The following is a 14514-nucleotide window of genomic DNA, read 5'->3' as shown; positions in this document are numbered from 1 at the left end:
GATGGATTTGCTCAACATACGAGCGTTTCGGGACTGATCGGCATTGCCTACAGGCACTCAATCAGCTAAATTGACAACAAAGCAAGGTCTGTCCGGGAAGTTCTCAGAGAGAATCGCGGTTTTCAGTGCATAAGAAATCCGTGCATCCAGACCGAACGTTGTGGAGACAAAATTCAAGGTGGTCGGAGGAAAACGGCCACGTCGAAGGTAACTTTCCGAACTTAATCGCAGGTAAATTGCCGTTCGTGTTGAGAGAACACGACGAGACAAGACGAACCGATTCGGCGGACCTGAGTCAGCACTACTGCTGATCTAGGTAGCAATGCTAATCATCCGTTGACGGCGCGGATCTGTTTGGAATCGTATTTTGAACTAGACATTATTATGATCCGAGGTCGGACCGCCATGCGCACAAGGTCTAGACCGTTATGCGTTTCGTACGAGGATGTAAAGATGCTTTCACGTGAAGACAATGAACTCCTGGTTCGGATTGAACCCGGTGCGCCGATGGGCGATTTGCTCCGCCGGTTTTGGATTCCCGCCGCTCTGGCGGAAGAGGTAGGCAGTCCAGACGATCCGCCCGTGCGAGTGCGGCTCTTGGGTGAGGATCTCGTGGCCTTTCGCGATAGTGAGGGCCGAATTGGCCTGATCGATGCATACTGCCCTCATCGCAGGGCAAGCCTGTATTGGGGGCGGAATGAAAAATGTGGCCTGCGCTGTGCTTACCACGGCTGGAAGTTCGACGTGAGCGGCAATTGCACCGATCTGCCAAATGTTGAAAAGGGCGAAAATATCAAAAGGAGCATTCGGACAAAATCTTACCCCTGCCAAGAAAAAAGCGGGATGATCTGGACTTATATGGGTCCGCCTGAACTACAGCCTCCGTTCCCACCGACGCCGGTCTTCAATTTACCTGCTGGTCATTTTCATATCCAGAAGATCGTACTTAAGGGCAACTGGGTGCAGTTTATGGAAGGTGATGTAGATTCCAGCCACGTCAGCTTTCTTCATAACCGGGTGGATGAAGCGCCCCTTGGTGCAGACGGGCAAGCGAGCCATCTAGGCGCTGCCATTTTCCAAGATACCGCGCCGAAATTCTCGGTGCACCATACGGCATACGGCATTCTGGGCCTGGCGCGGCGCAAGGCCGATGACCAGCATTATAGTTGGCGGGCCACGCAATGGTTGCTTCCGTTCTCAACGCTCATCGCCGCAAAAAAAGGCCTCGCACATACGACAAACATTCGCGTTCCAATCGACGATGAAACGACGATGCACTTTCGGCTACATGCGAATGTCGACGGTCCATTGACCGACTACGATCGGAAGGCGATGGAGTATTTGAATCTCTTCCCAGAAATGATTCCTGGCACCTTCACGACGAAAGCCAACATTACTAACGACTATCTAATCGACCGAACAGATCAAAAGCATCGCAGCTTTACGGGCATCAAATCCATTCCGGTACAGGATTATGCCGTAACTCAGAGTCAAGGGCCGACGTGGATCGCAGATCGGAGCCTTGAGAAGTTGACCACTTCGGATCAGGTGATTGTCGAAGTCCGTCGGAGGCTGCTCAAGACGGTAAAGAGGTTGATGGAAGGAAACGAACCCGACGAAGCCGCGAATGTCGAGGGGACCAGAGTCCGGTCCATTGAGATTGTGCTTCCACGGGATGTCGACGCACTCGAAATCGTCAAAGCAGAGACTTCAAGCGTCCCGGCGTGGGGAGAGGTTGCTGAATGAAGGCTGGCTCAGATCAATGACAAACGTCACTTGGATTGGAATCGGCCGTATGGGATGGCCTATGGCCGTGTGCGTCGCGAGTACGGGACACTCCTTGTCAGTGTACGATTCGGCACCTGATAAACGGGAAAGAGCCCGCAGCTACGGGATGAGGACCTACTCCGATCCCGCCTTGGCCGCCGAAGACGCCGACGTTACTATCTTATGCGTTAAAGACGGAAGAGCCGTAGACGAAGCGGTCTTTGGTTCTAGAGGCGTCGCTAGATCGATGGCGCAAGGTGGCATTATTGTTGATCATGGAACCATGGATCCGGATGAGTGCCGCGCTATGGCACTTAGAGCGCAATCCCACGGATTATCCTGGGTAGATGCCCCTGTTTCCCGCCACGCCTTGCAGAATGGAGAAGAAAGCCTCGTTAGTTGGCTGGGCGGAGAACAGGCGGCTATCACACGCGTTGAGCCATTACTGAAACAGTATATTGCCGAACTGCTTCCGGTAGGTTCTTCAGGTGCCGGGCAGGCGGTCAAGTGCTGTAACCAGCTGATCGTAGCAGGCAGCGCTGCTTTGTGGGACTCTACGTTCGAGTTGAGCCAAGTTTTTGGCATAACTCCTTTGAAGCTTCTTCGGCTGTTAAGGAATGGCGCGGCAGGCTCCCCCGTTAGGAATCTTCTCGAAGGCGGGCTGGAGCGGGGCGAGCCTGTGGCGACGATCTTTGCGAATGCCGTCAAGGATCTGCGGACAATTCTCCATCAGGCCGAGAAACACCGGTTGCCGCTGACTCTGGCGGCGGACGCTGTCGCTCAGCTTGAACGTGCCCGCGATGCAAAACCCATATGATCAACGGTACAAATTGCGTGGCCGGTCATCCTGATTCGCCGTTAGTACGGTGATATTTTAGGGTCAGCAGTCGGAAACAGACGTGAGGTGGCAGCGAGGTGGGCCGCTTCGGGAAGTTGGCGGAGAAATTGGAAGTTGGCGGCGAAATAATTTGACGCGGTTTGGGCTGCCGCGACGATACAGTATTCGAAACAGACCGTGCGCGTTCGCGAGGCCGGCAAGTATTTTAAAGGAGGTGAAGTTTGAGCGCGATCATTGTCACCACGCGCGAGGGTGAGGTTTATGAGTTGGCGGCGCAAGTCGGCATGAGCGTCATGGAGATCATCCGTGACGCGGGGCTCGACGAGTTGCTCGCATTGTGCGGCGGCTGCTGTTCGTGCGCGACATGCCACATATATGTGGAAGGAGGTCCGACCGAAGCACTTGCGGAGATAACCGATCAGGAGAACGATCTCCTGGACAGCTCGGATCATCGAAGCGACAAGTCCCGCCTTTCCTGCCAGTTGACATACTCTGACGCACTCGCGGGGCTGCGGGTGCAGATTGCTCCGAAAGACTGAGCGGACTTTTAGTTTTCAGGCGGTGTGGTGTGCCTGCCGAGTGACTATTTTGAAACAGATTGACAAGTAATCGACCGGGGGAATACATGGCCCGTTTTGATGTTCTCATCGTGGGAGCCGGCCATGCCGCCGCCCAGCTGGCCGTGACGCTCCGCCAGCGCAAATTTGAAGGCAGCGTCCTTATCATTGGCGAAGAGGCGGAACCGCCTTATGAGCGGCCGCCTTTGTCGAAAGACTATCTTTCCGGCGACAAGAGCTTCGAGCGCATACTGATACGGCCCCCTGCTTTTTGGCAGGAAAGGAGGGTGGACATGTTGCTGGGACGCAGGGTCGAACGCGTTCTTGCCGATTTGCACCAGGTCGTATTGAGCGACGGCTCCGTCATCCGATATGGTTCGTTGATCTGGGCGACGGGCGGCGCACCCCGGAAGCTGATTTGCCCTGGTCGTGATCTTGTTGGCATTCACTATGTCCGCACGCGTGCTGACGTCGACCGGATGAAGGAAAAATTACCCCGCGTCGAAAAGGTGGTCGTCATCGGCGGCGGCTATATCGGCCTGGAAGCAGCTGCTGTAATGCGCAAGTTGGAAAAGCATGTGACGCTGATCGAAGCACTGGATCGTGTTCTCGCCCGCGTGGCAGGAGAACCGCTATCTCGCTTCTACGAAGCCGAACATCGCAGCCATGGCGTCGCTCTGCGCCTGTCCGCGCAGGTTGAATGCGTGGAGGGCGATGACGGGGTCATGAGTGGCGTCCGGTTAGTCGATGGCGAAGTACTGCCGGCGGATATGGTGATCGTCGGCATCGGGATCATTCCCGCGATCGAAGCACTGAAAGCACCAGGAGCGAAAACATCGAATGGCGTCGACGTGGACGAATTCTGCCGGACGAGTCTTCCCGACGTATTTGCCGTCGGCGACTGTGCAGCCCATCGTAATCGCTATGCTCAGGGCGCGACGATAAGGCTGGAATCGGTTCAGAATGCGAACGACCAGGCCGCGACCGTCGCAAAATTTCTTACGGGCCTACACGAGCCCTACGATGCGGTCCCTTGGTTTTGGTCAAACCAGTATGAGCTTAAGCTGCAGACGGTAGGACTTTCTGCCGGCTATGACCAGACGGTCCTTCGCGGCGATCCCGCCACCAAGGCCTTTTCCCTGATCTACCTTCGCCGCGGTCGGGTGATTGCGCTCGACTGCGTGAATGCCGCGCGCGACTACGTGCACGGCAAATTGTTGATTCAGAATCGCAGGGCGGTTTCTACCGATCGCCTTGCGGACACAACGAAGCCTCTTAAGGAGCTCGTCGCCGCCGCAACTGCCTGAGAGGCGACGGCAGCTCTCCTTCCCGTTCCACCGGGGCATTTTGCGGTCAAACCCACGATGCGGACGGTCGGTTCGTCCGCATGGTTGTTGGCCTTACAGTCCATACTGGCGATGGTGAGCAATGGTCTTTTTCGAGGGCAGTTTCTGTAACCCGGCAGCAGTCTTGAAGACAGGCCAGATCGAGAAGAATGTACAGGATGCGAGGAAATCGGCTATGGCGGACCGCGACCGAGGCTGAGAGTCTCGATTGCCTGGATCTGTGGCTGGAGCAGCTGCAAGGCATTATGCAGGACATATCGGATGGGATTGAGCCACTTCTATCGCCGCTGCCCGGGCGCATGTGGCCGGCAGCTTGATGCAAACAGGGTGGCCGTTTGATGGCGTTATGGAAGATGCAAAACAGGCCTCGCCGACGTGCCTTTTCCTTCCGGGGCGCAACCGCTACAGCGTGCAGGCCGCTTTCGCCAACCGGCCAAGACAGCCTTCGCGTTAGTCCCACCGCTTCTTGGTCGTACCTGAAGGGCGGAGCCACGAAGGTGCCTTGATGAGCCGAGGCGGTAGCGGCAATCGGCTGCGGCCTGAAATGGCCTGGTTTGATCGCGTTTGAGCAAGGACTTTGCAGATTTGAACGATCGCTCCGCGGATTCGGTGGCGCGGCTGTGGGGTCTATTCGTGCCACACTGAGCAGGCCGGCGATGGACTGGAAGACGGACGGTTCCGCGAAGGCGACGCGGATCCATGTTTTGGCTTCGATGACGCGGACGGCGACCCTCAACAGCCGCAGGCGCAACGTGGCCAACTCGGCTCATCTAATGCACATCTCGAGAAGGGATGAATAGACAGGTTAGCCACTCTGAGGCAGTCTCCGTCTTTCGCCCATCATATGAGCGTACGGGTTTCTAGAGCACTTGTTCGTCGGACCGTCCTCGCTTTAACATGATCCAAGCGAAGAAACGCGAATCGCGCAAGCTTCACTTTTGTAGGACTACAATTGAATTATGCGGAGACTTTATGTCTAATCCCGAAATCGGCCGAACAATAATGGCCGGCGAATGGCTGACAAATTATCACGACGTGGGCGAAGGGGATCCCGTGGTACTGATACACGGATCCGGTCCCGGAGTCTCAGCATGGGCTAACTGGCAATTCACCATCCCGCAGTTGTTGTTCAAGTTTCGTGTCATTGCTCCCGACATGGTCGGCTTCGGCTATACCAAGCCACCGGTTGATCCGATAACAGATAAAGGTGTTTGGATCAATCATCTTCTGTCGCTGATTGACGCGCTTAAACTGGACAAGGTTTCCTTGGTAGGAAATTCTTTCGGAGGAGCAATAGCGGTAGCATTTGCAATCGCTCATCCCGATCGAGTGAAGCGAATTGTTTTGATGGGTGCTGCGACGCTCGACTTCAAAGTGACGGAAGGATTGGATTTCGTTTGGAATTATCAGCCTTCGCTTGAAAACATGGAGCGCGCACTGGGCTATCTTGCATGGAATAATAAACGTATCACTCCAGAACTCATCCGTCTGCGTTACGAGGCCAGCATCCGCCCAGAAGTGCAGGAATCTTATGCATCCACATTCGGACGCACGGACCGCCAGGCATGCCTCTCGATGCTCGTCAGCGAGGAAAAGGAGGTGGCTTCGATAGAGCACGAGTGTCTCATTCTTCATGGCTCTCACGATCAGGTCATTCCTGTCGACGTATCTGTCCGACTGGGTGGGCTGATTAAACACAGTGATCTGCACCTCTTCGGCGACTGCGGCCATTGGGTACAGATTGAACGTGCGAATTCATTCAACGCCATAGTGGCAAATTTCCTCGACAAGGGATTATCCTGAGTGTCTGATACTTTGGGAGCAAGGTTATGGCTATGACCGGTGTTTTGCGTCCCGGCTATGTGCAACTTCGCGTAATGGATCTGGAGGCAGCTCGGACCCACTATCGAGATCACATAGGCCTGCAAGAGGTTTTAGGTGGCCCCAAAGGCCACGCTCTCTTCCGGTGCTCGGACGAGTTTGATCACCATAGCGTAGTGCTCAGGCAGGCAGACAGCGCTGGCATGGATGTTATGGGCTTTAAGGTTGCCAGCGAAGCCGAGCTGGATGCGTTCGATCGAGCGCTTTCGACGCGAGGCGTACAAACAACGTGGCTTCCAGAAGATTTCGAACTGACGCTTGGGAGGCGCTTGCGCTTCGTGGCGCCCACGGGCCATACATTTGATCTGTATGCGCAGATGCAGTTGTCCCCCGATGCTCCCGTGATCTTGAATCCTGATCTATGGATGGTAGAACCACATGGCATGCGTCCCCAGCGTTTTGATCATTGCGCGTTGATGGGCAAGGACGTTTCCGCGACCGCAGCGCTGTTTGTCGAGGTGCTTGGCTTCGCCGTCGCCGAGGAATTGATCGACCCTGAAAGCGGCTTCAAAATTGGCATCTTTCTTTCGTGCAGTACGAAGGCCCACGATCTTGCTTTGCTGCACTTTGCCGAAGATGATCGCATACACCATACATCGTTCAATGTTGAGAGCTGGCACGACGTTGGCCACGCCGCAGACGTCATCGCCCGATATAAAATCCCGTTGGACATCGGACCCACACGCCACGGTATCACGCGAGGACAGACGATCTATTTCTTCGATCCCTCAGGCAATCGAAATGAGATTTTTTCCGGAGGTTATTCCTTCTATCCGGATAACCCGACCCGGCGGTGGACCGTCGATAAGGCGGGTAAGGCTATCTTTTATTATGAGCAAGCGGTACATGATAGATTCCTGGCGGTAGCAACATGAATATCTCGCCAAATCGCGACCAACTTATCGAGGAACTTAGTGGCGATCTTCACCGGGCGATGCTCGGGCGGTACACAATTGCCCCGCTATCGAAAGCTCATCCTTCGCTTTCGATAGAAGATGCTTACGCCATCTCGCTGCGAACGCTTGGACGGCGGTGCGCGGAAGGTGAGAGGGTTGTCGGGAAAAAAATCGGCGTCACGTCCAAAGCAGTTCAAGACATGCTTGGAGTTCATCAACCCGACTTCGGCTTTCTCACCGACAGCATGTGGATTAAGGGAGATATACGGGTCGATGCGGTGGGTCTCATTCAGCCGCGCGCTGAGGCGGAGATCGCGTTCGTCCTCAAGAGCGATCTTAAGGGACCTGGCGTGACGGCGGAGGACGTGCTTGATGCTACCGCGAGCATTGCGCCCTGCTTTGAAATTGTCGATAGCCGCATTGACGACTGGAATATTTCGATCGTGGATACGATCGCTGACAACGCATCCTGTGGCGTGTTCGTACTTGGAGAGGCACATGTAGATCCCCGGGACTATGACCTGCCTAACCTTAAAGTGACGGTCACAAAAAATGGACATCCGCTGTCGGAAGGGCTTGGCTCGGCAGTGCAAGGTTCGCCACTTCAGGCAGTTGCGTGGCTTGCCAATACCTTGGGCAGCTTCGGTGAGACTCTAAGAAAAGGCGACATCATTTTGTCTGGGTCTCTGGTTCCCCTCGCAAAGGCCACTGCTGGAGACGTCTTCGAGATGGAACTTCATGGTATCGGGCGCTGCATCGCCCGTTTCGTCTAAAGGTAACACTATGACACGAGTAAAGGCAGCGATCATTGGCTCGGGCAATATCGGCACCGACCTGATGATTAAGATGGTAAAAAATCCGCTTAATATGGAGTTGATCGCGGTAGTTGGAATCGATGCTGCCTCCGAAGGCCTCGCGATGGCGCGGGAACGCGGCATCGCCACGACGCACGAAGGACTCGACGGGCTGAAGGCGATGTCGAGCTATGCTGATATCGATATCGTTTTCGATGCGACTTCGGCCTATGCCCACAAGGTTCATGATGCTGCGCTACGTGCTGACGGTAAGCAGATGGTTGACCTTACTCCGGCCGCGATCGGACCATTCATTATTCCTCCTGTCAACATGGAGGCTAACCTGGAAGCAACTAACGTCAACATGGTGACTTGCGGTGGACAGGCAACCATTCCGATGGTGGCGGCAGTCAGTCAGGTTGCGACGGTCCACTATGCCGAGATAGTCGCTTCGGTTTCGTCGCGTTCGGCGGGGCCGGGGACGCGCGCCAACATTGACGAGTTCACGCGCACCACCTCGCAGGCGATCGAAAAAGTAGGCGGCGCACGGCGGGGTAAAGCAATTATCATCCTGAATCCCGCTGAGCCGCCAATGATAATGCGCGACACCGTGTTGACCTTGTCTGAGGGCGCTAATGAAGATGCAATCCGCGCATCCGTCGATTCGATGGTAAAAAAAGTCCAGTCGTACGTACCGGGCTACCGTCTGAAACAGGATGTGCAGTTCGAGCACTTCGGCGAGAACAACATGCTCAAGATTCCCGGCTATGGCGAATTCACTGGAATTAAGACCTCAATTTTTCTGGAGGTCGAAGGCGCGGGGGATTATCTGCCAAGCTATTCGGGGAACCTCGATATTATGACGTCAGCCGCGAAAGCGACCGGCGAACTCCTGGCGCAGAGGATCGTCGCTGAGCGTGCGCCTGCGTGAGTCAACGGGCAGACATAAAGAACACCTAAATGTACGTGCGACTCATTGCTACTGCAACGGATGAGCGCATTTGACGTTGGAGATCTCATTGTGAATTTCGAACCAAAGACGGCCAAGCTTTATATTCAAGACGTGACATTACGAGACGGTATGCACGCCATTCGTCACACGTATGGCCTCGATCATGTGCGCACCATTGCGAAAGCTTTGGACGAGGCCGGGGTTGACGCAATCGAAGTTGCCCATGGCGATGGCCTGTCTGGCGCCAGTTTCAATTATGGATTCGGAGCTCACACGGATTGGGAATGGCTGGAAGCGGTTTCCGAGGTCCTTACGAAGTCCATCCTGACCACGCTTATCTTGCCAGGTTTAGGTACAGGCGACGAACTGCGTAGAGCTTACGATCTGGGGGTGCGGTCAGTCCGTGTAGCGACCCATTGCACCGAGGCAGACGTCAGTAAGCAACATATTGGCATTGCTCGAGATCTCGGAATGGACGTCTCCGGATTCCTGATGATGAGCCATATGATCGATGCAGAGTCGCTAGCGAAGCAGGCGTTGCTGATGGAAAGCTATGGCGCGCATTGCGTATATGTGACCGACAGTGGCGGCGCGCTCGACATGGAAGGCGTGCAAGAGCGCTTTGAAGCTTACGACAGGGTACTAAAGCCTGAAACGCAGCGCGGAATACACGCGCATCATAATCTGTCGCTGGCTGTGGCCAATTCGATTGTTGCCGTACAGCAAGGTGCCGTTCGCATTGATGCATCGCTGGCTGGCATGGGGGCCGGAGCCGGCAATGCACCGCTGGAAGTTTTTATCGCCGCCATCGATCGCAAGGGTTGGAACCATGGCTGCGACGTGATGAAGCTGATGGATGCGGCGGAGGATCTCGTCCGTCCGCTGCAGGACCGACCTGTTCGTGTTGACCGTGAAACGCTGACGCTAGGCTATGCGGGCGTGTACTCCTCCTTCCTGCGACATGCAGAAAAGGCGGCAGAAATCTACAATCTCGACACGCGGTCTATATTGGTGGAGCTGGGGCGTCGTCGTATGGTTGGAGGGCAGGAGGATATGATAACCGATGTCGCTTTGGATCTTGCACGCGAGCTTGCACAACATGCCTGAGATCAAGTGGCATACGGGCGAAGCTATCGTGTGCGGGAGAGGCGAGCGCGTACTTGTCGCGATGGAGCGGAGCGGCGCAACCTTTATACCTGTCGGATGTCGGGGCGGCGGATGTGGCGTATGCAAGGTCCGGGTCCTTGTAGGTCGTTATCACACGGGGCGGATGAGCGTACGCCACATCTCGCCCGAGGAGGGTGGCGCTGGCATCGTCTTGGCATGTCAATTGTACCCGGTTGAAGATCTGGAGCTTTCAGATGATTTAGGGTGATCGTGATCGCTAGTTACTAGACCCGATCTAACCACGGAAATTTTCTCTGCACCTCTATTCGGGAGCAGGAAGCTTTGCCTGAATATTTCCGGACAAGTACGGAGTGAACGTCAAGATAGTTTCATCCTCGTCGGAATAGTGAAGCAGTGCCGGAGGGACTAGTCTAGCGTTAGCAATCGGCACGTTGAAAGTCGATGTGGCCGATTGAGCGTGGATCTCGTGGTGCGAACGAGCAAGCGACTCCGTGCGCTCAAGGCTTCAATGATGAAAAACTGACCGATATGAATTTACAGTGCGTGCTGGCGCGCACAGTCGCTCGAGTATTCGGACTCGAGGTCGGGCGCTGTGCCAAAATCTTTTCGGTCAATCAGCATCCGACCTTTCGTAGACTACGAAAAAATAGCGGCGCCATGGAGGCTCGAAACGGTATTCGAGACTACGCCAAACGAATTTGAACATTCCGTTGCTTGAAGAGGCGAGGGTACTGATTAATAACCTGATCCATGCAGGGAGCGCCGAGGCGAAACTAGGATCTAAATTTTGGACAAAAAACATTGAGCTCTGATCGTAAAAAGCGGGTCATCATCGGCATCAGCGGCGCAACGGGTGCTATCTTCGGAGTCCGGCTCTTACAGATGCTGCGTTCGATGCCGGACTGGGAGACACATCTGGTCACGTCTGACGCAGGTGTGCTGACGGTGAGGCAGGAGGTTGGGTGGTCGCAAGCACGGCTTCGAGAGGAGGCAGATCAAACGCATAACATCAAAGATATCGCTGCGCCAATCGCGAGCGGCTCTTATCGTTGCGAAGCGATGATTGTTGCGCCTTGTTCGATGCGAAGCTTGTCCGCGATCGCCCGCAGCAGTTCTGACAATCTCCTGACGCGTGCGGCAGACGTCATTTTGAAGGAACGTCGCAAGCTTGTTTTGATGGCCCGGGAGACACCGCTCACGGCTGCCCATATTGAGAACATGGCGCAGGTTACGAACATGGGCGGCATCATATGCCCGCCCGTACCAGCGTTTTACATGCTACCCACAACGATAGACGAACTGGTAAACCATACTTGCATTCGCGTTCTGGACCTCTTGAACGTTGAGCAGGAATATGCTGGCCGCTGGGCTGGCCTGAATTTCAACACCAAAAGCTGATCAATCCATTAATATTAGGCGATGCGGCTGCGGATCTCGGCGGCGCAACGTCTGAGAGCGTCAGCATAAGTTACAACTTCTCTGCTTGATGGTCGACATTGCAGGGTGACTGAGAGCCCGGCCACCTGAGAAAAGCCTGTCGCCAACTCTAACGGCACCGCAACACAAAAAATATCATCCGAGAATTCTCCGTCATCGATGGAAAATCCCTGCCTGCTCACCCGCTTCAGCTCCCGCAGTAAAGCGCGGGGTTCCGTAATCGTATTCGCCGTTAACGCTATAAAGGGACCCTCGGACAGATATTCTTTTATCTGCTTGTAAGGAAGCTGTGCTAGCAACACTTTCCCGACGCCCGAGCAATATGCCTCCAGCGCGCCCCCCTCACGGCTAAAACCGGCCTGCGTCCCCGCGTGCTCCTTTATAAGGTAGGTCACCATGCCAGACACGAGAATCCCAAGGTGTACCGTAGCGCGGAGTTCAGCCGCGCAGCGACGAACGCAGGGTCTCGCAACCCGGCGCAGGAGTTCATGTTCATCGATGGCGAGTCCCAGTTTGCGGAGCATCCCGCCCGGGACGTACCGACCACGCTCCGCCCTCAATACGAATCCGTGCTTCTGAAACGTGCTCATAAGCCGTCGCGCTGTAGATTGCGGAATCGCCAGCTCGTCGGCGAGCGTGGACAGGTTGACCTGCCCGCGATCAAGAATGACCGCAGTGAGAAGTCGCAACCCCTTATCCAAGGATGATGCGTTGCCTTCGTCAAGCGACTCAAGAGGCAAGATCGGATGTTTCATTCGCTCATTATATGAGCGAGTCCCCGCCGTGTAAATTGATTCGGCGATCACTCTTCGGTACGATCTACGGAATCGCTAGGATCCCTCAATGAACGACGCGAGAACCAAGATGCCGCAGTTCTAGTCAGAAACCATCCACGGCGGAGCGATAATGAACCTCGATTTGGAATCGTTTGTGACTATAGCCTACGCATGGTCGTTCGGCATGTCGGCCAAGTTTTCCCCGGCGAAATTTTCGAGTCCGGTATCTTTGTCCTGTTCAATCGCATCTTCCACGGATGGCATGCACCACTGGGGCCGTCGGGGCGCGGCTCCGCGGTCTTGACGAGATTCCATCTACACTGATATCGGAAATGTCCGCGGTGCGAACACCAAATTCCGGATCGCCAATATTCTCATCGGGAGACAAATTTTGTCCGATTCGACCTTCAACATTGGCCTGAGCATTTCGGATAGGGCCAAATCGCTGTCCAGCCTCCGCGATTTCCTGGAACTTCTCGACGATCAGGGCCAGCTGGTCGACTGGCCCGACCCAGTCATGCCTGAGCCGGGCATCCGTAACATCGCAGTGGCCGCCGCACGGGATGCTGCCTGCGCGCCCGCAATCATGTTTCAGAACATGGTCGGATATGCAAATAAACGTATGGTGCTTGGCGTCCATGGCTCCTGGACAAACATGGCGATTTTGCTAGGCCGTTCGAAGGAAACAACCATACGTGAGCTGTTTTTTGAAGTGACCCGTCGGTGGGGGCGTGGCGGAGCCCGGATCCATCGGGTCCCGTTTGACAAGGCTGCCGTCAACGAGTGCCGCGTGGAGCAGAACATCAATCTGTTCAACTTACTTCCGCTTTATCGCATCAATGAACAAGATGGGGGCTTCTATATTGCGAAGGCAGCAGTCGCATCGCGAGACCCGTTGGACCCAGAGAATTTCGGTAAGCAAAACGTCGGAATCTACCGGCTCCAGCTGCACGGCCCCAATCGTTTTACCTTGCTTACCATTCCGTCCCACGACATGGGTCGCCAAATCATGGCAGCGGAAACTGAAGGAAAGGCGCTCAAGATCTCGGTAATGATTGGGAACCATCCGGGTCTTACATTATTCGCCGGCACCCCTGTCGGATATGATGAATCCGAGTACGAATATGCGTCGTCCATGATGGGTTGCTCTCTCACGCTCACGGAAAGCGGAAATGGCGTAGATGTTCTCGCGAACAGCGAATTTGTCATCGAGGCGGAGATGATTCGCGGCGAGCGACAGGTAGAAGGCCCGTTTGGCGAGTTTCCCGGCTCCTACAGCGGCCTTCGCCGCGCACCTGTGTTCCAGGTGACCGCGGTCTCTCACCGACGCGACCCCATCTTTGAAAATATCTATATCGGTCGCGGTTGGACCGAGCACGATACCCTGATTGGCCTCAACACATCCGCACCAATCTTCGCCAAGCTCCGCGAATCTTTTCCCGAGGTGACGGCCGTTAATGCGCTATACCAGCATGGCCTTACCGCCATAATTTCTGTGCGAAACAGAATGGCCGGGTTCGCTAAATCGGTGGCTTTCGGTGCCTTGGGCACGCCTCACGGGGTGATGTATCTAAAAAACCTGATACTGGTGGACGCTGATGTCGATCCTTTCGACCTCAATCAAGTCATGTGGGCTCTATCCACGCGGACGCGTGCAGATGACATTATCGTTATCCCCAACACCGCAATGGTTCCGGTTGACCCGTCGGCTATCACCCCGGGGAAAGGGCATCACCTCATCATCGATGCAACGAGTTATGCGCATCCAGATTTCATCGGTGAGGCAGAGATGGTTAATCCGCCTGCGGGAGACGAAATAGATGCCTTGGTCGGTCGCTTGGCGGCGCTTAAGAGCGGGAGATAAACATGAAATGTCCAAGATGTTCACACACCGGCATCATCACGGATGCAGAGTCGTTCGACGGAAACGAACTTGTCTGGTCGATCTTGCGCTGCGACATGTGCTGCTTTTCGTGGAGAAGTTCGGAGGAGTCAATCCCTCAGATATTTGCTTTGAGGCCGAACGCGTTCAAGATCGCCCCCGAGCAAATAGGCAGCCTGCCGATAGTGCTGCCCTGCCCCCATTATCACAAACGGTCATAACGCTGAATTGGTCGCTGCACCGGCTTACCTGTGGGGCGA

At 55.1% G+C, this 14514-nt stretch carries 14 protein-coding genes; 13 read left to right on the top strand and 1 reads right to left on the bottom strand.

The window, feature by feature from the left end:
• Positions 1–453: 453 nt before the first annotated feature.
• From M3A49_RS21890 to M3A49_RS21840, 11 genes are all read left to right on the top strand, one after another.
• Positions 454–1746, top strand: a complete 1293-nt coding sequence (locus M3A49_RS21890) for a Rieske 2Fe-2S domain-containing protein (protein WP_266230818.1) — start codon at positions 454–456, stop codon at positions 1744–1746.
• Entirely contained in the window at positions 1628–2584 is a 957-nt protein-coding gene (locus tag M3A49_RS21885) for an NAD(P)-dependent oxidoreductase (RefSeq protein WP_323183240.1), read from the top strand. The genes M3A49_RS21890 and M3A49_RS21885 overlap by 119 nt, the downstream gene beginning before the upstream one ends.
• A 242-nt stretch (positions 2585–2826) precedes the next feature.
• A complete protein-coding gene (locus M3A49_RS21880) occupies positions 2827–3144 on the top strand; it encodes a 2Fe-2S iron-sulfur cluster-binding protein (RefSeq protein WP_266230814.1) in 318 nt (105 codons plus the stop codon).
• A gap of 86 nt (positions 3145–3230) precedes the next feature.
• Complete coding sequence (locus M3A49_RS21875; protein WP_266230812.1) at positions 3231–4469, top strand: NAD(P)/FAD-dependent oxidoreductase; 1239 nt, start codon at positions 3231–3233, stop codon at positions 4467–4469.
• Between the two features lie 1011 nt (positions 4470–5480).
• On the top strand, positions 5481–6311 hold the full coding sequence (locus M3A49_RS21870; protein WP_266230810.1) for an alpha/beta fold hydrolase: 831 nt from the start codon (positions 5481–5483) through the stop codon (positions 6309–6311).
• A gap of 26 nt (positions 6312–6337) precedes the next feature.
• Positions 6338–7264: a catechol 2,3-dioxygenase gene (locus M3A49_RS21865; protein WP_266230808.1), complete on the top strand. Its 927-nt coding sequence runs from the start codon at positions 6338–6340 to the stop codon at positions 7262–7264.
• A complete protein-coding gene (locus M3A49_RS21860; RefSeq protein WP_266230806.1) occupies positions 7261–8058 on the top strand; it encodes a fumarylacetoacetate hydrolase family protein in 798 nt (265 codons plus the stop codon). Before M3A49_RS21865 ends, M3A49_RS21860 begins: the two co-directional genes overlap by 4 nt.
• Positions 8059–8068: 10 nt before the next feature.
• The gene (locus M3A49_RS21855; protein ID WP_266230804.1) at positions 8069–9010 is read left to right on the top strand and encodes an acetaldehyde dehydrogenase (acetylating); all 942 of its coding nucleotides are present in this window, start codon (positions 8069–8071) and stop codon (positions 9008–9010) included.
• Positions 9011–9070: 60 nt separating this feature from the next.
• A complete protein-coding gene (dmpG, locus tag M3A49_RS21850; RefSeq protein WP_266230802.1) occupies positions 9071–10138 on the top strand; it encodes a 4-hydroxy-2-oxovalerate aldolase in 1068 nt (355 codons plus the stop codon).
• A complete protein-coding gene (locus tag M3A49_RS21845; protein ID WP_323183239.1) occupies positions 10095–10406 on the top strand; it encodes a 2Fe-2S iron-sulfur cluster-binding protein in 312 nt (103 codons plus the stop codon). The genes dmpG and M3A49_RS21845 overlap by 44 nt, the downstream gene beginning before the upstream one ends.
• Before the next feature lie 554 nt (positions 10407–10960).
• Positions 10961–11557 (top strand): UbiX family flavin prenyltransferase, encoded by a 597-nt coding sequence (locus tag M3A49_RS21840; RefSeq protein WP_266230798.1) that lies wholly within the window; start codon positions 10961–10963, stop codon positions 11555–11557.
• Positions 11558–11571: 14 nt separating this feature from the next.
• Here M3A49_RS21840 and M3A49_RS21835 read toward each other — a convergent pair whose 3' ends face one another.
• Positions 11572–12351 (bottom strand): IclR family transcriptional regulator, encoded by a 780-nt coding sequence (locus tag M3A49_RS21835; RefSeq protein ID WP_266230796.1) that lies wholly within the window; start codon positions 12349–12351, stop codon positions 11572–11574.
• Between the two features lie 412 nt (positions 12352–12763).
• Between M3A49_RS21835 and M3A49_RS21830 the strand changes: the two genes are divergently transcribed.
• Positions 12764–14236 (top strand): UbiD family decarboxylase, encoded by a 1473-nt coding sequence (locus tag M3A49_RS21830; RefSeq protein WP_266230794.1) that lies wholly within the window; start codon positions 12764–12766, stop codon positions 14234–14236.
• Positions 14237–14238: 2 nt separating this feature from the next.
• Complete coding sequence (locus tag M3A49_RS42715) at positions 14239–14475, top strand: non-oxidative hydroxyarylic acid decarboxylases subunit D (RefSeq protein WP_416338992.1); 237 nt, start codon at positions 14239–14241, stop codon at positions 14473–14475.
• Positions 14476–14514: the final 39 nt, after the last annotated feature.

It is taken from the genome of Paraburkholderia sp. CNPSo 3076, from assembly GCF_026343935.1.
Classification (GTDB): domain Bacteria; phylum Pseudomonadota; class Gammaproteobacteria; order Burkholderiales; family Burkholderiaceae; genus Paraburkholderia; species Paraburkholderia nodosa.
This window is presented reverse-complemented; position numbering and strand designations above follow the sequence as displayed.